The following is a 20,730-nucleotide window of genomic DNA, read 5'->3' on the forward strand; positions in this document are numbered from 1 at the left end:
ACTCCGACTTCGACAACAACTCCGACTTCGACAACAACTCCGACTTCGACAACAACTCCGACTTCGACAACAACTCCGACTCCGACTCCCACCCCAACTCCGACTCCAACGCCAACTCCGACTCCGACTCCCACCCCAACTCCAGATACTCCCGGTGTCATTATCATTCAACCACTTGGCAGTACCAACGTACTCGAAAGCTTGGGCAGCGATATATACAAAGTGCGACTAAATACTCAACCAACTGCTAATGTCACCGTCACCATTACCCCTGAAACTCAGGTTACTGTCAGCATACCTGCCCTTACTTTTACTCCCGCAAATTGGAATGTCGCCCAAACGGTAACGGTGACTGCGGTTGACGATGCGGTTGTTGAGGGCGATCGTGTAAGTTCAATTAGCCACGCCACTACCAGCAATGACACATTGTATAATAATCTCGTCGCCCCTCTCACAGTCAATATCAGCGATAACGATAACTTAGGCGATGTCAAAACCTTGTTGAACAAGTCAGTAATCGGTTTGACAGATAAGGACGATCGCGTCACAGGATCGGCATTAAACGACATTATCCACGCACGCCCCGGCAATGACTATCTTCATGGCAAAGCAGGAGATGACTTGCTTTACGGACAAAAAGGGGATGACGGCATCAGGGGCGGTGATGGCAATGACATTATTTTTGGCGGCCAAGGGAGTGAATTTATTCAGGGTGACGGCGGTATTGACTTGATTTACTCAGGTAAGGAAAACGATCGCATTTACAGTGGCGATGGCGACGATATATTGTTTGGCGACGGGGGCAATGACTACTTATTTGGAGAAATTGGTGCCGACACTCTCACAGGCGGATTGGGTTTTGATGTGTTTGCGATCGATACTGGTGGAACAGACTTAGCCGCTGCTGATGTGATTACTGATTTTACCCTCAATCAAGACAAAATTGATTTAATTAGCCCCCTGGCTTTTAACGAGTTAAATATTTTTCAAGGAACAGGCGCTTTTGTTAGCGATACTATCATTCAGTATCAGGTAACAGGGGAATATTTAGCTATTTTGAAAGGAGTCACTGCCAGCAGTATAGTTCAGGCAGTAACTTTTTAGACTTCGTATGTTGTTGCGCTAAAGCGCTTTAGCGCAACAACATACGTGCTCGATTTCGATCGCCTAGTTTGTAGGGTGCCTCAGCAGTCGATCGCACTTTTGCTTTGATTTTCAGGTATAGCAACCGCTTAATGTAAATTGTGTAGCCTGTCTTTGATTTTTGTGCGAGTCACCAATGCAGACTCACAGCGTTCCCAGTACATTTTAGCAACGCGATCGCCCGGATTCTGACGCCAACACTCGGAAAACAGCCGCGTCGCTTCAAATAACTTCCCTTCCGAGTAAAGTACCCTAGCTTCGGCAAACAATTCCAGCGTACCTAACTTGACCTGTTTAATTTCTGGCGGATCTGCATCAAACACCTCATAAATCGTCACAGCTTCGGATTTTCCCTTGACTTTTACCGTGTCTAGAGTACGGATTGTGTACTGAGATGGATTTTTCAGGCGCGCATAAGTTGGCTGAGTAATTAACAGCGAAACCCCATAGTTTTTTGTCAAACTTTCCACACGAGAAGCTAAATTCACTGCATCGCTGATTACCGTCCCGTCCATGCGATTTGGTCCCCCCACAGTTCCCAGCATCAAAGAACCCGTATTAATCCCAATCCCAATCTGAATCGGCGCACAGCCAGCGTTAGCGCAGTATTCATTGTATTCAGCGAGACGGTGCAGCATAGCAATTCCCGCTTTCACCGCATTATCCGCCTCACCACTAAATAGCGCCATAATCGCATCGCCAATATATTTGTCGATAAACCCCTTATTTTCATTAATGACGGGTTCCATGCGACTGAGATAAGAATTGATAAATTTGAAATTATCCTCCGGCGTCATAGTTTCCGAAAGCGTGGTGAAGTCGCGAATATCGGAAAACAACACCGACATTTCTAACTGCACTTGGTCGCCCAGTTCCACATCAATGATGCTTGATTTCTCTAAAAACTGGAGGAATTGATGGGGAACAAATCGCTCGTAAGCTTTGTTGAGTTGAGCCAGCCTGCTTTCATTTTCGCGTACTTCTGTATAAAGCTTAGAATTTTGAATCGAGATCGCCGCTTGTCCAGATAAAACTTTTAATATTTCCACTCTTTCTGGCGTAAAAGCTCCCGCTGTCAAATTATTTTCTAGGTAGACAATACTAATGATTTGAGATTGATTAATCAGCGGCACACATAAAATTGATTTGGGCTGATGCTTTCGGATGTGGCGGTCGTTGGTAAATTGTCCCGATCGCGCAGCATCATCTAATACCACGCTTTCTTGAGTGCGGCTCACATAATTGACAATTGCGGAGGAAAGGTCTTGACAGGTTTCAACGGGGATTGACTGCAACACGGTGACGAGTTCGTCATCGATTGTCCCTTCAGCTTCAATGAACAGTTGTCCCTGGCTTAACAAAATCAGATAGCCTCGTTGCGCCCCTGCATTTTCCATCAAAATTTTCATCAAGCTAGACAGTAGCTTATCTAGCATAATTTCTCCAGAAATCGCCTGAGAAGCCTTCATGACTGCGGTGATATCTAGGTGATTCCCCGAACCAGTCGTTGTCATTGCTACGGTAGTTTGAGTATTTTTCCTTCCCGGTTGAGTTACGGCGAATAATTGGGGATATCGCGTTTCTAAATCCGTTACCTTAGCAGTGGCTCCCCATTCAACATAACAATAATACGCCTCAAAGATGTAGGCTTGAGCCACTTTTGTTTTGCCCCATTCCCCGTAGAATTTGGCTGCTAGTTCGTTGGCCAGGGCTTCTTCATTAACATATTTGTTTTCTTGGGCTCCAGAAATAGCGCGATCGTACATTTCAATCGCCTCGGCTTTATTACCCAACACCCGTTGCCGTTCTGCTTCCACTAAATACCATTTATGCAGATTATTCATGGGAGCATTTTGCGCCCACTGTTGCAGCGTGCTTTGATGGCTTTTGACTAAGGCAATAATTTCAGTCTGCTCAATTGCTGGCTGTGCGGGAAAAATTGCCAGGTGCGTCAGGGCGGCATAAAAATGAAAAATTGGAACAAAAGCCGATCCAGATACTCCCATCAAATACTGTTTGACTTGGGAAATGTGGTCTAGGGCAGCCGTGTAATTGCCATAGCAGTAAGCAAGCAGCAGTTTGTAGATGCAGGCACAAGCGATCGCCGTGAATTCATTATCCTGATAGTGCTTGGGAATCATCACCGTTTCATCGTAGGCAGAGCCTATTAACAAATCCGGTCGAATACGGGTTTCCCTCAAGTTTTGCACCGTCTGCTGAATCATATCCAAATAAACCCGAGCAGAAGATTGTTTCAACTGCGCCATGACAGCCCTGTAACTTGGTATTTCTGGTTCCCAAGTGTCTAGTTCTACCCCAGCGAATAAATAAGTATAAAAACAAATATATATGTTGTAGCCAGCGTTTACAAAGTCGCCTGTTTCCATGCCCAACCTATAGCCCTCTTTCAGCGTTGGTATCGTTGCCAAAAGAGATTCTTGGCGATGCTGAATCCAGCCACCAAACAAAAGTAGAACTGTGGACTTGAATTCGGGTACATTGAACCTATCGAGCAATGAGAGTGCCAATTGCCCAAAGTCATAGCCCGTTTCCACCTCTTGTAAAAAGGCACAGAACACCATTCCGTGCATCGCATACCCCACCGTCGATGCGGGTGCATTCCCAAAAGAGAGCGATAAACTCACCATCGTGGAGCTCAGCAGGGGGAGCAAACCGGGCATTCCCTGGAAAATGGGTGGAAACAACATACCAGACAGTTGCATAGCTGCCTGAGTCTGTGGGTTTGTCATCACAGGTAGGTCAACCAATTCCTCAATCTTTCTGCCACTTAGTTGGCCCGCAAGACTTTGTAGCGCTTTGCCAATCTTGGCTTCATCAGGTTCGGCAGGGAGTTCAATCCCCAATTGTAAGAGTGCGTCTCTTGCTACTGCGATCGTTTCTAAAACTTTGCTCTGGGCTGTCTGAGCGGCAATTTGAATTTCGTAAATTTTAACTCGCTCTAAAATTGTTTGGGCTTCTTGCAAAACCAGTGCTGCCATCTGTTCCATACCATCAAAGTCACCATTTAAATAAGCAATTTCAGCAGCAGCAACATAAAGATTTAGCGCCAATTCATATTGAGTTTGCCAGCATTGAGGTGTCAGTAGGTCAATCCCTGTTTGTAGATAGATATTTGCCGCAGCGTAGGCGGTAGAATTTCTAGCCTTACATCCCGCTTCTAAGTTGAGTTGGGCTAAGGCTGAGCGTTCACTTAATTGAGGGATTAACTCAATTCCTTGATTTAAATGCCCGACAATATCAAAGAGTTTTTCCTCTCTTTCTATCTCGGAAGAACTTTGTAGCAGTAACTGTCCAATTTTGAGATGAGTGGCTTGTTTTTGGTCGTCAGGAATCAATGAATAAGCCGCTTGCTGGACGCGATCGTGCAAGAACTTATAAGTGGGATTAGCAACAGACTGATTGGGGGATTGAGCATCTGGTTGAATGAAGTTATAGCCTTCGGAAATCACTAAAATGAGTCCTTCTTGCAAGGCTTTCCACAGCGCTGATGCCGTTTGTTCTGGTAATTCTTCGCTGACTATTGCCAATGTCTCTAAATCAAACTGCGCCCCAATGCAGGCAGCAAGTTTGAGAACATCCTGAGTTTCGGCAGGCAACTTCTGCAATTGCGCCGCCATAAACTCCACCACATCCGAGGCGTCGGCAAATTTAACTCGATCGATATTGTACTGCCACCCCCCTTTGCTGCCGCCCTTACTAATAGGGGATTGAGGGGGGTTAAAAATAATTTGACCATCTTCATACAAGGCTTTGAGGAATTGAGTCGAGAAAAAGGGATTACCTTGGGTTTTTTGATAAACCAATTCTGTCAGGGGCCCGGCTAAAGATAAATCGCAAATCAGCGTATCTGCTACCAACTGATTGAGATCTCCTTGGCTCAACGGTTGCAGGGTAATCGTATTCACCGTGGCTCCCGACTTCACAATCTCATCCACCGTCAACATAAACGGATGAGCCGATGATACCTCATTATCCCGATAAGCACCCAATACTAACAGATGCCCCGTATCCTCCATCAACACTTGTAGCAATTTCAGCGATGCCGAATCTGCCCACTGCAAATCGTCCAGAAACATCACTAAGGGATGTTCTGCTTGGGTAAATACTTGCACAAATTTCTGCATTAGCAGATTGAAGCGATTTTGGGCGGCACTCCCCGACAATTCTAATGCAGCCGGTTGAGCGCCAATGATGTGTTCTAATTCAGGAATTACGTCAATCAAGACTTGTCCACTCTCGCCTACTGCGGTGAGAATCAGGGTTTTCCATCTGTGTAACTGAGCGTCACTTTCTGATAATAATTGTCCCATCAATTCCCGAAATGCTTGCACAAATGCACTGAAAGGGATATTGCGCTGGAATTGGTCATATTTGCCTTTGATAAAATAGCCGCGCTGTCGGGCGATCGGCTTATGTACTTCATTCACTACTGCGGTTTTACCAATGCCCGATAAGCCAGCTACTAGCATCATTTCGGCACTAGCATTACGAACTCTTTCAAAGGCCGTTAATAGATGAAAAACTTCTGTTTCTCTACCGTATAACTTTTCGGGAATCAGGAAATGGTCTGTAAGATCCAGCGTTCCCAAGTCAAATTCTTCTATGCTATCGGTTTCTTGTAATTGAACCAGACACATTTCTAAATCCTGCTTGAGACCCAATGCAGTTTGATAGCGATTTTCGGCGTTCTTCGCCATCAGCTTGCTGACAATTTGCGAGACAATTAGGGGAATTTCTGGCTTGATTTCGTGCGCGGGAACTGGTTGTCGGGCAATGTGGCAGTGAACTAGCTCTAAAGCGTCTTCTGTCTCAAAAGGCAGTTTTCCACTCAGCAATTCGTAGAAGGTGACGCCGAGGGAGTAAAAGTCAGTGCGGTAATCGATAGAGCGATTCATCCTGCCAGTTTGTTCCGGGGAGATGTAAGCGAGGGTTCCTTCTAAAACGTTGGGATTTTTCAGGGTTGGCATTTCTCGCGTTAGTTGAGTGGAAATGCCAAAGTCGATAATTTTAAGCTGTCCCGTTTCCGGGTTGTAAACAATATTTGAGGGGTTAATATCTTTGTGGATGATATTGGCGCTGTGAATTTGCCCTAAAGTTTCAGTGGCTGCGATCGCCAGGAGAAGAAACTCCTTGAGGCTAAACTTTCGCTGCTGCATCCATATTTTCAAGGATTCCCCGCCAAAGTCCTCCACAAAAATCACGAGGCTATTTTGGTATTTTTGCAAGTCATAAACTTGCACGACTCCCGCCTCTTTCAGCTCTCGGGTGATACGGTATTCGGTGCGGTAGCGTAGCAATTCTTGAGGTGTGGGGTAGCTTTCTTTGAGCAATTTGAGGATAAGTGGTTGGTGATCCGCTTCCCGGATGGCGCGGTATACCAGAGAGTTGGCACTTTCATAGAGAAGTGTCTGGACGGCAATGCCTGGAATGGAGAGCATATTTATTTTTTTTATAAAAATTAAAGCGAAGTCAAAACGCACCGGGTTCGTTGTGTCGAGAATAGCGCTTTAAAAAGGAACAAATTATGTTTTTATAACACACTCTTAGTTTTTCGGCAGCGAAGTGGCTTTCAGGTGGTCTGGCAGAGTAAGGGTAAGGAGTTATAGTGCGACGTATCTCAGCCTTGTTAATTCTCAACTCCATGAATTGTCCCCGTTTCGGTTCTCCAAACATCGTTAAAAATTGTCCCACCTCCAGCGCTAAGCAAAACTTTAAATGTATATAGTGTTATAGGCAGTTTCTTTAAAACCGCAGACATCAAAGGATTTGAGAGATCAGCTTTTATTAGAAAAAATATCTTGAGTCGCGATTATCAAAGTCACGAGGGTGTCTCCTCGCTGGTTCCAATACTATTTGTTTTTCAACAATTAGCATCAGTCCCCCGGAAAGTTCAAGTAAAGTCAAAAAAACAAGCCAAGCTAACGATCCAACATGATGAAATGTAGTCGTTTGTAGGCAATAAGGGGAAGCAGTGGAAAGAGCTGCCGATTGATGCCTTAACCCAAAAAATTTTCGGGGTGTATATAGGAAGTCGAGATGAAAGGGGTGCTAAAGGTTTTTGGGATTCCCTCCCAGTAGTTGACAGACAATGTGCCGTCTATTATACAGATTTTTGGGCAGGCTCTAAAAAAAATCCTTCCCCAGCGACACAAATCTCTGGGGAAAGATACTGGCAAAACTTCTGATATCGAAAGATTCAATAACACCCTTGTGCAGAGGATATCTCGTTTGATGAGAAGGAGTCAGAAGACAGAATTCTGAAGTCTGAATTCTGTCTTCTGAATACCCCATGCCTGAAGTCAGGGGTAACGGTCACGGAAAGAATTTTTTATGCTCCACAATTAAAAGTGGGGGCTTTAAACCTCAATTCTCCATCCTGTCGCACAGAATCCATTCTAGATTCTGGCTCATCTATCTATAAAGATATCCAATAATGGGGGTGCCTTCTGGTATTTTATCCATCATTACAACGCTTCTTTATCCCTAAGAGTGTTTAGGATTTTGCCTTGCTATGCAGAACTACCAGACTTTGTTCTCATGATTTTGGAGAGTCATTTATCTACTTCCCCTTACCCTTCCGGGCTACAAACTCCCGCAGCCGGAGTAAACTAGCCGTTTGCCCCAAATTCAGCGGCAACAACGACACTCCCTCCAACCGAGACTGCACCCAACCATCGCCCCAATACCACTCGTGAAATCCGTCAATTCCCTGACTCAATAACAGCCGCAGACAATTGTGCTCAGCAATATCAACGTGATGCTGAACTGCCACGGGGCCTAGCCAACTTGTAAAGGTCAAACCTTGAGCAAATTCTTCCGGCAAACCGGTAGACAACTGCTGCGGCCACAGCCACTGCTGCAATTGACTCGGACGCAACAAGCTGTCTCTAATCGCTGTTTCGGAAGCTTCAAGCTCAATCCGCAGGTTGCTTTGTTGAAAATTACCGAGCATAAGAATTTTAGATATAAGTGCAAGTAACTTTAATGTAACTTATTGGGCTGGTTCTAACCTCTTAGCGGCGGGCAAGATGCCCACCCCACAAGCAGAAAATTCATCTGTTGTGGAACAGGCCCGAAAGCTTGTTCAGCCTAGAAACCCACCCCACAAGCAGAAAATTCATCTGTTGTGGAACAAGCCCGAAAGCTTGTTCAGCCTAGAAACCCACCCCACAAGCAGAAAATTCATCTGTTGTGGAACAGGCCCGAAAGCTTGTTCTTAGAAGTTTGATCGCACACCAGGACACACTGCACATCAGGGCACTTCCGCGTTCATCTGCTGTTAAAGATTTAAGATCTTCGATCGCACCTACTGCCCGAAACCCGATTTTCGTATCGAACTGTTAAGCTCTGTTTCATTTCATTGAAATCTCCCCTGCTTCACCCCACCGCATCCAAACTCCGTGATACCATCACACCTGAGTAATGCCTATAGAAAAAAACTGGAGAGAAAAGCTTTGACACTAAGGGTTGCAGTAGTAGGTTCAGGCCCTGCGGGTTCTTCCGCCGCCGAAACATTGGTAAAAGCAGGCATCGAAACATACCTATTCGAGCGTAAATTAGACAACGCCAAACCCTGCGGTGGGGCGATTCCCCTGTGCATGGTCAGCGAATTTGACTTGCCGCAAAGTATTATTGACCGCCAAGTCAGAAAAATGAAAATGATCTCCCCCTCCAACGTCGAGGTGGACATCAATATTGAAAACGCACATGAATACATCGGTATGTGCCGCCGCGAAGTGCTCGACGGCTTCATGCGCGATCGGGCCGCTTCGTTGGGTGCAAAACTGATTAACGGCACCGTTCACAAATTAGAAATTCCCGGCAACAATACAGACCCCTATACTCTCCACTATGCCGACCACTCCGACGGCAGCGCAATGGGAATTCAGAAAACTCTGAAAGTCGATTTGGTAATCGGGGCTGACGGCGCTAACTCCCGCGTAGCAAAGGCGATCGACGCTGGCGACTACAATTATGCGATCGCCTTCCAAGAGCGCATCCGCCTGCCAGAAGATAAAATGGCTTACTACGAAGACTTAGCCGAAATGTACGTCGGCGACGACGTATCTACCGACTTCTACGCTTGGGTGTTCCCCAAATACGACCACGTAGCCGTCGGTACCGGCACGATGAAAGTCAATCAAGCCAGCATCAAAAAGCTGCAAGCAGGAGTCCGCGCCCGCGCTGCCAAAAAACTGATGGGCGGTGAGATTATCAAAGTGGAAGCTCACCCCATCCCGGAACATCCGCGCCCCCGCCGGGTTGTCGGCCGAGTTGCTCTCGTAGGCGATGCAGCAGGTTACGTTACCAAGTCTTCAGGCGAAGGTATCTATTTTGCCGCCAAGTCTGGCCGGATGTGCGCCGAAACTATTGTGGAGATTTCCAATAAAGGCGCGCGCATTCCGACTGAAGAGGAAATTAAGATTTACTTGAAGCGGTGGGATAAAGCCTACGGCATTACTTACAAAGTTCTCGACATTTTGCAGCGCGTGTTCTACCGTTCCGACGCTACTCGCGAAGCTTTTGTGGAAATGTGTGCCGATCGCGATGTGCAGAAACTCACATTCGATAGCTACTTGTATAAGACAGTAGTACCAGCAAATCCTTTCATCCAGATGAAGATTACTGCGAAAACTATTGGTAGCTTGTTGCGCGGCAATGCTTTAGCGCCTTAATTCCCTGCGGGTCAAACGCACTTTGTATAAAAAAAGCGGGCAGTCACAAAACTGCTCGCTTTTTTTTTGATCTAAGATAACGAACCCCGAAGGCGCGAAGGGCGCGAAGGAAGAGGAAGAAGAAGAATTGTTAGTTCAAGTTCAACTGCACTAAGGTATCGGGGGCGAGGAAGTGAGAAATGTGATAAGCCCGCTCTTCTGTTTTTAGCAGGATTTTTTCGTAGAGGTAGCGCGTAGCTCGATCGCCCAAACTTTCTGCTTGTCCTGCTTGACGCCGCAGCAAACCGAGGATAGCTTGCTCCGCAATTAAATCGTGTTCTAGCATTTGGCGGCAGGAATATACGCCGTCGGCTTCCGGCTCAAAACAGCACAGCTCGGCTAACTTGCTAAAGCTAGCTGCCGGTATGCCGCCCAACCCGTTTAACCGTTCGCCCAACTCGTGGACGCTATCTTGAGCTTCTCCGTAGCTTTCTTCAAAGAATTTGTGCAAGGAGTAAAATTCTGCCCCTTCCACCACAAAATGATGTTTTTGATATTGCAGGTATAGAGCCTGAAAACTGGCCAGCAGCGCGTTCATCCCTTCACAAATCGGTGCTGTGACTGAATGTTCCAGTAGAACTGGGTTTTCGGCTATGTGCCCAAACGGTCTCAATGCACTCTGAGTCTCAGCCATGTGTGTTCTCCTCTCAATAGGCAGTTTTGTTGCCAATAGAGTCAGTCTAGCACCGTAAATTTACCAGTCAAGCAGCGTCTGCCTCGATAGTAGAAGATTTTATAGAGTAGGAAATTTTTTTTGTAAACCTATTGAGAATTATTAGCAGTTGGGTTATGCTTGAACAAGATCCTCGTTCTAAAGGCTTCCTGAAAGTGGGGCGAACCTTCTGAAGGCAGAAGGCAGAGGACAAAAGGCAGAATTTTTTAGGAAGAGCTTTCGATCATCTTTGATGTTCTGCTCAAATCTGGCTTTTAACTTCTACCCGCTACCATTCAGGGTAAAAATTAATGCAAATTATTACTGTTGTTAAAAAATGAATCCAGCAGATCCAGAATTAGAAGTTTGTGACATTGTGCAAGTAAGTTGGCTAGATAGGTGGCAAGTTTACAAACGCTTGCAAGAACTAGAAATTCCCTGCTGGTGTGCGGTTGATCAACCTTTGCGGGCAAAAGTCAACACAGCTAAACAAGCGGCTCAGTTAATGAGCGTGTTGAGGCAAGTCAGTGCCCCTCGGGACGAACTGGTGGAATGGCTGGAGTGCTGCTGGCAACGGGGCTAAAGGTAGAACGAAGTTCGGCAACGAGCAATGTACAAGATGTAACGGATGTAACGGATTTAAAGGAGTCATAACAATGTATAAGTCTGGCAAGCAAGTTTCCGAATTCAGTTTAGAGGGAGAAATCCTCGGCCTGATTATTGAAGATGGCTGCAAACTTAAATATTTGCGAATTAGCAATGATCGGGGAGTAGAATATCTTGTTAAACTGTGCAAGGAATTGCGGTCATTTCTGTTACCTGTTTTGACGCCCGGTTTGAAAGTTGAAGTTGTAGGTGAGAAAGAAATCAACTTGAAAAACGGTAAAATAAAACTTAAAGCTCGCAGCCTCAAGCTGGCTCAAGGTCAAAATGATCGATCGCACGAACACCTTGACTCCACCAATGGGCCTGTTGCGGTATTGACATCCGACGATCGCGCGCTCGGCAAAAGCGAAGTCACCTCTCCCACAGCAGCTCAAACTGTAAAATCTCCGGCAAAAACCCAAACCAAAATATTAGTATGTCAAAAATCAGACTGCCTGAAGCGGGGCGCTGGAGGAGTCTGTAAAGCTTTAGAAAATGCTTTGAATGCGCGCGGTTTAGAAGACAAAGTGACAGTACAGGGAACCGGATGTCTCAAACAGTGTAAAGCGGGCCCAAATATAGTTGTGATGCCGGACAAAACTCGCTACAGCCGCATTGCGCCGGCAGAAGTTCCAGCAATCATTGACAAACATTGTGCAGTTGTTAAAGCTTAAGTGATCGCACGCATACCGAAACAGTGCGTTAGACCTCAGGAAAAATTATTTTGATAGGACTCGGTACCAAAAACTCACGTCTGTAGGGTGCTCACAGGCGCATCTTACGCCTGAATTTGAGTTCGGGTTGTAGTTCGATCGCGCCACTCGATTCAGAGGTTAGGGTCGCAAAAAACCGGAAAAATGCCAAAACTATCACTTAGGGGCTTCCTTCTGTAGAATCTCTAAGGATAGACTGTATCTGAGACCCTGTGAGTATTGGGATAAAAAGCCATGTCAGAAGCTGATCTTCGAGCCCATCAGCACCAACCGCACCCTGCTGTTCCATCCGATACCGAACCATTGCAGTCTGATTTTGCTGCTGCTGGGGGTTTTGAGCCGATCGCCCCCGATGCGACAGACCCTCCCGCAACGGTTCCCCAACAGCCAGAAGAAGACTGGCAAACAGTAGATTTTCCCAACGCCATCAGCGTAGATGCAATTCCCACAAAACCGGAAACAAAAAATTCGCTATCTCCGACACAGCCGGCGGAGGCGGGCTCGCCCCCGATTTCAGAGAATCTAAAAAATATGCTTGGGAATGCCGAACAGGCCAAGGGCAAAGGATCAACCCCAGTCACCCTCATGCAAGCGCTGCACGAATGCAACCGCGACCTTTTACAGCGCATCGCCCAGCTAGAAACAGCTCTTGAAGAGTCCCAAAAAACATTGCAGAATCGCGAAACTTTGCTAGAACAGCGGACTGCAGAACTCGAAAAGACTCAAGAACAATTGACGCGGCTGTTTGGCAAAGTGGAAGTTTCCCATCAAACCCTCCAAAGTCAAGAAATTTTAGTCGAAAATTTAAGAAGTCAGTTGGCAACCAGCCAAGTCAGGCTAGCGACTGTTGAGCGAGAATGTGCCTCTACTGTGCAGCGCTACAACGAACAGTTACACCAGTTAGTAGCCACAGAAAATATTTGCAGGGAATTGCGAGCCCGCTTGCACCGCCAGCAGCGCCACACTCTGCAATTCAAAGCTGCCTTGGAAAGAAGTTTGGACAGGCCGCAGGTAAAGTCGCCGAGGAACGAGCAGCCTGACAATAATCTGGACACCGCCAGCGCACAATTAGAATCTTTGCTCGCGGCGGTCAAAAGCTCTCAAGTTCCGCTGCCGCCAGCTTTCAACGCTTCCCCTGTCCAACCTTGGTCGGAACCAGAAGAGGTTCCAGAGGTAGCCCCTGCTGCCGAGGCGATCGAGCCTGAATCCCCAGCCCCTCTAGAACTCAACAAATTAGCCGAAGTATCCGGCATTCAATTGCAGGAGAGCGAAACCTACCAGCCTGATGAGCCGGCCACTGACTTGGCCGAACCGGTTGCGGAACCTGAACTGCCGGTGGCTGAGTCTGAGCCCGAAACAGCTACCAAAGTGGACGCCCAAGAATTGGCCAGGGCTTTTCAAATTTTGAACTCTGTTGAAACCTTTGGCATTCAAGAAGTGCGATCGAGTGTGGCAAAACCTACAGCAGTCGCCCAACCAGACTGGCTGAGCTTGATTGCCAGTCCGCTGCGGGCTTCTAAAAAACGCCGATCGCTAGCTGAAATTGAATTGCCGAGTTTTCGATAGCGAACTGAAGTTGCTAGTTTTGAGTTAAAACTCAAAACTCAACACTCAACACTCTTTTCTCCCCTTTCCCATGCCGTATGTGAGAGCATAGCTGGTAGCCAACAGCCACAGCCAAACAGCCGGATATCGGGGCTCCAACCAAGGTTGTACCCTGCGAGCGAAGCTGGGAAGCCATCCGAACAGCAAACTGGCCAAAGCCAGCAGAGTAAAATTCACGTAACTTCCCAGCCAGCGCCAAATATCCCTCAAGGTGACAAAATCTAAAATCCACAAGAGGAGAGAAGGATTTTTTCCGGCTGCTTCGAGCGCCAGTCGATTGAAAGTTAGCCAGTCGATTCTGTCTTTAATAAAAGTTTCGGCTACGGTGAGTTTTTGTGCTGCCAAAATACCGAAAAAAGTATTTAGAATTGAATTAATTCTTTGAGGTGGCAAACTGCTCCCGGTAGGAACCATCATGCCTTTAGAAAATAGCCAAGTTACGGAAACATTGCTCTGGTAGGCGCGAATTTGGTTTAAGTGATTTGCCGTCAACAAATTGTGCTTTAACGCTGTATCCAAAAGGTCTGTTAAGCGGAAAAGATTGCGGACAAGAGAGCCGAAACCTGTGAAAACGAGGGGAGATTGCAATGATGCTGCGTCGCCGATCGAGATTAGGCGATCGATCGCCACGGAGCGATCGCTGCTGTTGCTGCTAAAATGCCCCGGAATATAACCAAAGGTCGGTTTTTTCCACACCAATTTATCGACATCGCAGCGGCGGTATTCCGGTAAAATTGCGAAAAAATCCTCGTACATTTCCAGCAAAGAACCGGGATTCTCTGGATGTACTTGGTGGTAGTGAAATAGATAAACTGTCAGTTCTGTGCCGGCGCCGGGAAACAACTCCCAGATGAGCTGGCGCCCCCGGGAAATGTCCCCGTGAGTGTAGAGTACATCCCCGTAATCGGAATCCCATACTCCCGGCTCAAATCCTGCGTCGATGACTGCTCCCACTGTCGGACAAACGCTGTCAAAAGTCCGCCCTTCGTTCAATTGCCAAGCGATGGGAGAAGCCGAGCCCATTGCATCCACCAGCAGCCGTCCTAATGCAGTGCGATCGGCTTTTGTCGGCAAGTGGCGGCCCTGAAATACTACTTTTTCCGCTTCAACATCGGCTCTGATAAACTCAGTTTCGTCCCAGATTTCCCCACCAGCTTCTGTTAGCTTAACTCCCGCTAAATTTAGCAATTTCTCGCCGTCCAAAGCTACATTGAGTACCTTTGGTGTGTGCAGAACTGGCGCTTGAGCAACGGGCGGATTGTTAGCATCAAAAAACTTGTTGTAGCCATCTTTGTATTCTCTGGCAATCAAAGTTTCTATTTCTGCAGCAGTAAATAAACCCAAATCAATTAAGCTTTGAATTTCATCCCGCGAAATATTCCACTCGCGATTCATTCGCCCGAAAGGCATTCGTTCAACTAGCAGCACCCGGTAGCCCAATCTCGCCATGACTGCGGCGTGAATCACTCCCAAGGCCCCGCCAATATAAATTAAGTCATAAAAAGTATCGCCAGAATCAGACACCGAAATTGTGCCTTCTGCCTTCTCCCCTGTTCCCTCTTCCTTCTTCCCCCTTCCCTCTTCCTTCAAAAACACTACTTGTTTTGGCTTTTGAGGATTGCGAGTGCTTTCGCGCCAACGTTGCTCCCACCAGTAGACGCGCTTGAGGTCGTATTCGCCTTGAGGCATTTTTTGGAAGTATTTGACGGTCAGGGGGTAATAGGGGGCAAGAGCCTCAAAAATTGACTGTTTGGAGAGGTCTATGACAGGAGGTTCCGGGTAGCGATCGGGAAACTTGTTTTTCACAGCAAGATTCAGAGCTTCCAGGAACTTTCTTTCTCCTGCAGGCGCCTCTTCTAAACGAAAGACTTTTAAATAAGTGGTGCGTTGCAGTGACCAGACAAAGGTGGAAAGTTCTGTCGATCGCCAATTTTGGTTTCCTGAATTGGGGTCAGCCAAGGCGGGTTTTGGATTGGCATTTTGAGTTCCAGACTTGAGAACCTCGGCTGTTGTGGCTGGTGAAAGCAGGCGAAAGCCGTCAGCAGTAATAATTTTTTCTCCGATTCCGGGATCGAATTCGTGCTGCAACCAAGTGCAGACGGCTGCTGTATCCGGTGTCGGGACTTCTAGATAAAGAATTTCTTGCATGATTAGGGTGTCAATTCTGAATAAATTAATAAAGATGGGGGAGTTGACAAGGGAGCAAAGTAGGCTATACTCCCGAATACTTATTTAGTTTTAAATAAGTTTACAATGTTCTCAGATTTTTAGGTTTTCGATCGCTCTTGCTCTCGGTGGGGGCGCAACGGCTGAATATCTACTCCTTTCGGTATGCACTCTTATGAATTATCCCATTCCTACGAATCCTCAAGAAATGATTGCTTTGCGACAGCAGCCGCTGAATGAAGAATTGGTGGCGTCGGCGATCGCGGGTGTGATTCAAATAGCTCGATCGCGATCTCAGTCTTTGGATGAATTGAAGGCTGAGGTACTCGCCGACGACAATCTGCTCGATTTTGCTCAGAGGCTATGGCTGAGCGACATTGTGGCTCAAGCTTGGAACAATTTGCCTTAGACTAGACTGCGGCTAAAATATCTATCTAATTAAAGGTGAAGTTAAAATGGTTAAAACAACATTAAAACCTTTAAATTTAGAAGAGTTTCTCCAACTACCAGAAACCAAACCTGCCAGCGAATACATTGATAATCAAATTATTCAGAAACCACTGCCACAAGGAAAACACAGTGCGATTCAATGTGAACTAATTATTTTCATTGACTCTATATTAAAACCCAAAAAAGTTGCACGAGCTTTTCCAGAACTCCGGTGTACCTTGGACGGAAGGTCAACAGTGCCTGATGTTTCAGTATTTGTCTGGAACAGAATTCCCACAGATGATAACGGCGAAATTGCTAATGTCTTTCCCATAGCTCCTGATTGGACAATAGAGATTTTGTCGCCGGAACAAAGTCAAACTAAAGTTACTAAAAATATTCTCCACTGTTTAAATCATCAAAGTCAGATGGGCTGGCTGATCGATCCCGACGAACAATGCGTTTTTGTTTATGTTCCCCAGCAACAGACAGCAGTATTTGATGAACCAGAAATGCTGCTACCCGTGCCGTCCTTCGCTAGCGAACTGCGGTTGAGTGTCGGAGAATTATTTGGGTGGCTGTTGAAATAACCTTCGGAAGGAAGAAGGAAGAGAGTTATTTTGACACGGATACACGAATTAAATGCAGTCAACAGTCAACAGTCCACAGTCAACGGACTAACGCAACTCAACTTCTCGCTTAACTTCTGTTAAAACTCGATCGCCCCGCGTCAACCGATATTCGGCCCGCCAAACTCCGGGAGTCAGAGGAGAATTGGTACTGTTTCTTTTGCCGACATAACCCAACCAAGTGCGGCTGGGGGCTTTAATTTCATTGGTCTGGTCAGCGATGGTTGTGCCGTTGGGTGCAAATAATTTGTATTGTTCGCGATCGCCCTTGATCACTCCGTAACTTTGCACCCAAAACAACAAAGCTGGACTGTTTGCAGGGAGTTGAGTCTCGGAAAATTGTCCTTCCCAGACAGCGTTGATATCGGGTGGCTTATTAGCAAAACCGGCCCGAATTAAACCTGTGGAAATATAGTCTAGAGGCTTGTCCCAAATTGGATTGCGGGCGATGTTGCAGCCTAATTGGGCATCGGGGCCGACAAAGGGATCTACGGGCTTGCCTTGATAGCGATAAGTTACGTGTACGTGGGGGAAAGATGCCATCCCAGAGTTTCCCACCATGCCCAAAACAGTGCCTTTTTGTACCTGCGTACCCGGTTTGACGGCAACGCTGCCTTTGCGGAGGTGGCAGTATTGGGCTTCCCAGCCACCGCCGTGGTCGATTACCATGCCGTTGCCGCATTCTGTGCCTGCGATGCTGGCTTTGTCTGTATCGTTCTGTAAACGCCGATCGACTACACCATCTCGCGATCGCAAAACTTTGCCTGCTGCGGAGGCAATAACTGGCACTCCTTTTGCCATTGCTTTGGCGTCGGGAATCGCAAAATCTGTGCCGTCGTGGCCGTCGTAGGTTTGGCGCCCGCAGCCAAAATCGACGGCGGTGGGGCCGGGTTCTCGATCGAAATACAGCAATACAAAACAGTCTTTTCCTAGGGTACAGTCGATCGGCTGACCGAATTGCGGGTTGTTGGGCTTTTGGGCGACTGCGGTCGAGACGAGACGCTGGGCGATCGTGTTTGCTTCGGCGATAGGCGCATTGACTCCTGTTTTGTTATCACAGCTAGAAAGACTTGTCAACCCCAATGTCAACAAAATTGCAGAAATGTATTTTGTGGAGAGTATAGTCATTCGCCGATTGGATGTAAAAGCTGAGGTGGGTAGTGAAAAATCAATTAATCATTCAGAATATAGTTGCTCAAGAATCTAGACGATGGGTAAGGCGTTTTCGTTTCCGATAGTTGTGGTATTATTTTGAGTTGGAAATTTTAAAATTTTAATTAATTCAAGAATGGGTTCTAAAATTCGATCGCTCATTTCGATAATTCGGCTGGCCGGACTTGCTGTTGCGGCTTTGGCGATGTGGGGATTTGCCACTATTGCCGAAGACGTGTTGGAAAAAGAAAGTTACGCTTTCGATAGCTCTATTTTACTAGCTCTGAGGGAATTGCACACTCCGCTGCGCGATCAAATAATGCTGGGCTTTACCTTTTTGGGCGAGCCGAAGTTGCTGCTAGTGATTTGTCTGATTTTGGGTATTGTTTTGCTAGGGCGCAATCACCGCTCGGAAGCTGCAACTATTGCGTTCGCCGGTGGGGGAGCGATCGGTTTAAATTTACTGTTAAAAAAACTTTTTGCCCGTGATCGACCTCAACTTTGGGAACGCGTTGTTAATGTAACATTTTACAGTTTTCCTAGCGGACACGCAATGATTTCAATGGTTATTTACGGTTTACTAGGATATTTTTTGGGTGTACGCTTTCCCAAGCAGCGCTGGTCGATTTACGGCTTGACAGTTGTATTAATTGCTGCTATTGGTTTGAGCCGGCTTTACCTAGGAGTTCACTGGCCTACCGATGTTATTGCTGGTTATACTGCTGGTTTGGTGTGGCTGATTACCTGTATTATCACTTTGGAAATATGGAAGGAATTGCGTTCTTTGACTACGGCTTCTAAAGAGGAGTTTTTGTCACAGGGCAATTCTCGAGAATAATTTTGAAATTTTCACTCAATACTGACTATTTGCTTTTGGGTAAAACACATGGCAATTCCTTTTTCGTAGTAAGCAGCCTCGTTAATGAAAATGGGATAAACGGTTGATTTACCTTCATACAATACCGACTCACCATCAAAGGTCAAAAACATCGGTTCGCCTGGATTCAGGGCTTGATAATCTCTGGATTGCAGATGAGGATGAATCATTGCCTCAATTTCTCTGTTCTCGTTTCTGGGATAGTCGATCGCCCCAATGGTGTGATAAATAGTCAGGGGCTTCTTGGTAGCAGGCATTGTGCCTTGATTGTAGGCTTCTACGCAGTCTAAAATTCGGCACACAACTTGCTCAGTTTGCTGAAATAAAGACGCATCCAAGACGCCTTGCGGCACTGCACCAACTTCCAGCGTACCGCCTAATTCGGAAAGCGATCGCAGCAAAGGAATATCATGATTCTTGGTTGTAGAAGCGAGTACCTTGAGGTGGGGATACACAGAGGTTAAATAAGCGGCTAGTTGCAGGTTAAATGGATGATGGCTGGCGAGAATAAATGTTAGCCCCATGTTGGATGTCGTGCTGTGCAAATCGATAATTAACTTGGGCAGATGAGTATTTTTTAAACTAAAAATGTGGTAAATTTCTTTCGCCCGCTGCGCTTCATAGCTGGAGAGATGGGGATTTTCTAAATCTTGCTTTCTAAAGCAGCGGTTGAGGTCGATATCGATGTAGCGTGTCCCGATTTCGCAAGCTTTGGGATTGGCTAGCAGGGTGATAGTTTCAAAAGTCGATCGCCCAATTAACTCTGGCGCGCGATCGAATTTCTTCACCAGGTAAATTCCTGTGAGTTCGTTTCCGTGGGTTCCTCCCACTATGGCAACACGTTTAATTTGGTTCATAGACAAATAACTTCCTATTCCAAGCGTACCACCATTTGTCATCTGTTGGTAAAAAACATCAGATTGAGGTTTATTAAGTGTTTATATTTAGATTAGCTAAAGTTTAAGTATAGCCTTTCTCAAAAAGGTGAGGTACGATTTTTGACCTGGAAAGCTTGACAATACAGGGTTTTTGTATACCTCATTTATCTGAGAACCGCTATAAATAGGTATCCTACGCAGAACTGAGAAACCCGGTTTCTCTGGGTATTTATCGTCACTAAACCAAAAACTCATTACGATCGCCACCGCGAAGAAATCGATCGCATTCTAGTTTCTCATCAAACCGATGATTAAATGGATTAAGTTTAAGAAAACCAGTTTTCGATTGCCAAGTCTTGAAAGTTTGCATAATCAGCAACATTTCGTGTCACCAGAATCAGATTATTGACTTTAGCGATCGCTGCAATTTGCCCATCAGCATAAGACGGTGTAAGCCCGATCGGGATGAGTCTTGCTCGTTCTTTAGCGAACCACTCAGCGGCTTCTTGGGTGTAGGGCAAAATCGGTAATTTTACTTTCACTTCTTCCTGAAGATAAGCTTCGATCGCACTGCGACGCTTAGAATCTGGCATTCGATAACAGCCCAGCAGAACTTCATGCCAAACGATAGAGGCGATCGCAACTGTGGATTTTGCCTCAATTAGTTTAGTCATCACATTCGCATTCGGAACAGGACGAAGAGGTTCGGAGATAATGTTGGTATCGAGTAAATAACGCAGCGTCATTCAAAGATGACCTCGCGTCCTGCAAAAGTTCGATCGCGAACTTCTCCCCAAATTTCATCAGGATTTAAACCGAGTTCGTGCAGTTGATATTTTTCACGAAATGCACTGAGAGATTCTCCAAAGCTAAGTTCGAGATTCTGTGGCTGTTTGCGGCGTTGAATGTATTCGCGCAAGGCGATTTCAACTAGAGTCTCGCACTCAATTTCTCCCTCAAGTTCGATCGCCTCTTGCAGCAGTGCCGTATCCACATTCAGGCTCGTCACCATTGGCTTTCCTCTTTTAACCGTTATTTTATTATAGTTGTGATGCCTCGCTCAGAAACCGGGTTTTTGCCCAGAAGACGCATGACAGTGTAGAAAC

16 protein-coding genes are annotated in these 20,730 nt (G+C 46.3%); 8 read left to right on the forward strand and 8 right to left on the reverse strand.

Translation table 11 applies throughout. The annotated features are described in order from the left end of the window. Window positions 1-1,104: calcium-binding protein (locus QUA42_RS17480; protein ID WP_445301330.1), on the forward strand; the 1,104-nt coding region annotated here is incomplete at its 5' end. Between the two features lie 128 nt (window positions 1,105-1,232). Here QUA42_RS17480 and QUA42_RS17485 read toward each other — a convergent pair. Together QUA42_RS17485 and QUA42_RS17490 are read right to left on the reverse strand one after the other, a co-directional pair. Continuing rightward, the gene (locus QUA42_RS17485) at window positions 1,233-6,602 is read right to left on the reverse strand and encodes an AAA family ATPase (protein WP_333138610.1); all 5,370 of its coding nucleotides are present in this window, start codon (window positions 6,600-6,602) and stop codon (window positions 1,233-1,235) included. A gap of 1,121 nt (window positions 6,603-7,723) precedes the next feature. Then, entirely contained in the window at window positions 7,724-8,116 is a 393-nt protein-coding gene (locus tag QUA42_RS17490; protein ID WP_333138612.1) for a hypothetical protein, read from the reverse strand. 502 nt (window positions 8,117-8,618) lie between these two features. Here QUA42_RS17490 and chlP point away from each other — a divergent pair. Then, complete coding sequence (gene chlP / locus QUA42_RS17495) at window positions 8,619-9,839, forward strand: geranylgeranyl reductase (RefSeq protein ID WP_242723505.1); 1,221 nt, start codon at window positions 8,619-8,621, stop codon at window positions 9,837-9,839. 130 nt (window positions 9,840-9,969) lie between these two features. Here chlP and QUA42_RS17500 read toward each other — a convergent pair whose 3' ends face one another. Next, window positions 9,970-10,512, reverse strand: a complete 543-nt coding sequence (locus QUA42_RS17500; protein WP_006632871.1) for a Dps family protein — start codon at window positions 10,510-10,512, stop codon at window positions 9,970-9,972. A 355-nt stretch (window positions 10,513-10,867) separates the two neighbouring features. Here QUA42_RS17500 and QUA42_RS17505 point away from each other — a divergent pair, with 355 nt between their 5' ends. The 3 genes from QUA42_RS17505 to QUA42_RS17515 all read left to right on the forward strand — a co-directional run bounded on the left by QUA42_RS17505 (window position 10,868) and on the right by QUA42_RS17515 (window position 13,454). Then, window positions 10,868-11,113, forward strand: a complete 246-nt coding sequence (locus tag QUA42_RS17505; protein WP_333138614.1) for an Asr1405/Asl0597 family protein — start codon at window positions 10,868-10,870, stop codon at window positions 11,111-11,113. A 73-nt stretch (window positions 11,114-11,186) separates the two neighbouring features. Then, entirely contained in the window at window positions 11,187-11,849 is a 663-nt protein-coding gene (locus tag QUA42_RS17510; RefSeq protein ID WP_333138615.1) for a (2Fe-2S) ferredoxin domain-containing protein, read from the forward strand. A 273-nt stretch (window positions 11,850-12,122) separates the two neighbouring features. After that, on the forward strand, window positions 12,123-13,454 hold the full coding sequence (locus QUA42_RS17515) for a hypothetical protein (RefSeq protein WP_333138617.1): 1,332 nt from the start codon (window positions 12,123-12,125) through the stop codon (window positions 13,452-13,454). 45 nt (window positions 13,455-13,499) lie between these two features. Here QUA42_RS17515 and QUA42_RS17520 read toward each other — a convergent pair whose 3' ends face one another. Next, on the reverse strand, window positions 13,500-15,641 hold the full coding sequence (locus QUA42_RS17520) for a flavin-dependent dehydrogenase (RefSeq protein WP_333138619.1): 2,142 nt from the start codon (window positions 15,639-15,641) through the stop codon (window positions 13,500-13,502). Window positions 15,642-15,834: 193 nt separating this feature from the next. Between QUA42_RS17520 and QUA42_RS17525 the strand changes: the two genes are divergently transcribed. Next, complete coding sequence (locus QUA42_RS17525) at window positions 15,835-16,068, forward strand: hypothetical protein (RefSeq protein WP_190662685.1); 234 nt, start codon at window positions 15,835-15,837, stop codon at window positions 16,066-16,068. A 46-nt stretch (window positions 16,069-16,114) separates the two neighbouring features. After that, window positions 16,115-16,678 (forward strand): Uma2 family endonuclease, encoded by a 564-nt coding sequence (locus QUA42_RS17530; RefSeq protein ID WP_333138621.1) that lies wholly within the window; start codon window positions 16,115-16,117, stop codon window positions 16,676-16,678. Window positions 16,679-16,765: 87 nt separating this feature from the next. Here the strand turns inward: QUA42_RS17530 and QUA42_RS17535 are convergent, their stop codons facing one another. Beyond that, window positions 16,766-17,845 carry a M23 family metallopeptidase gene (locus QUA42_RS17535; protein ID WP_333138623.1) on the reverse strand — a complete coding sequence of 360 codons (1,080 nt, stop codon included), beginning with the start codon at window positions 17,843-17,845 and terminating at the stop codon, window positions 16,766-16,768. A gap of 160 nt (window positions 17,846-18,005) precedes the next feature. Here QUA42_RS17535 and QUA42_RS17540 point away from each other — a divergent pair, with 160 nt between their 5' ends. Then, window positions 18,006-18,707, forward strand: a complete 702-nt coding sequence (locus QUA42_RS17540; protein ID WP_333138625.1) for a phosphatase PAP2 family protein — start codon at window positions 18,006-18,008, stop codon at window positions 18,705-18,707. Between the two features lie 11 nt (window positions 18,708-18,718). On the opposite strand, the gene QUA42_RS17545 is transcribed toward QUA42_RS17540, so the two are convergent. From QUA42_RS17545 to QUA42_RS17555, 3 genes are all read right to left on the reverse strand, one after another. Then, complete coding sequence (locus QUA42_RS17545) at window positions 18,719-19,603, reverse strand: aspartoacylase (RefSeq protein ID WP_333138627.1); 885 nt, start codon at window positions 19,601-19,603, stop codon at window positions 18,719-18,721. A gap of 347 nt (window positions 19,604-19,950) precedes the next feature. Then, a complete protein-coding gene (locus QUA42_RS17550) occupies window positions 19,951-20,370 on the reverse strand; it encodes a type II toxin-antitoxin system VapC family toxin (RefSeq protein ID WP_333138629.1) in 420 nt (139 codons plus the stop codon). Beyond that, window positions 20,367-20,636, reverse strand: coding sequence for a type II toxin-antitoxin system VapB family antitoxin (locus QUA42_RS17555; protein ID WP_333138631.1), 270 nt, complete (start codon window positions 20,634-20,636; stop codon window positions 20,367-20,369). Before QUA42_RS17555 ends, QUA42_RS17550 begins: the two co-directional genes overlap by 4 nt. Window positions 20,637-20,730: the final 94 nt, after the last annotated feature.

The sequence above is a fragment of the Microcoleus sp. Pol11C2 genome, from assembly GCF_036701505.1.
Taxonomy (GTDB): domain Bacteria; phylum Cyanobacteriota; class Cyanobacteriia; order Cyanobacteriales; family Microcoleaceae; genus Microcoleus.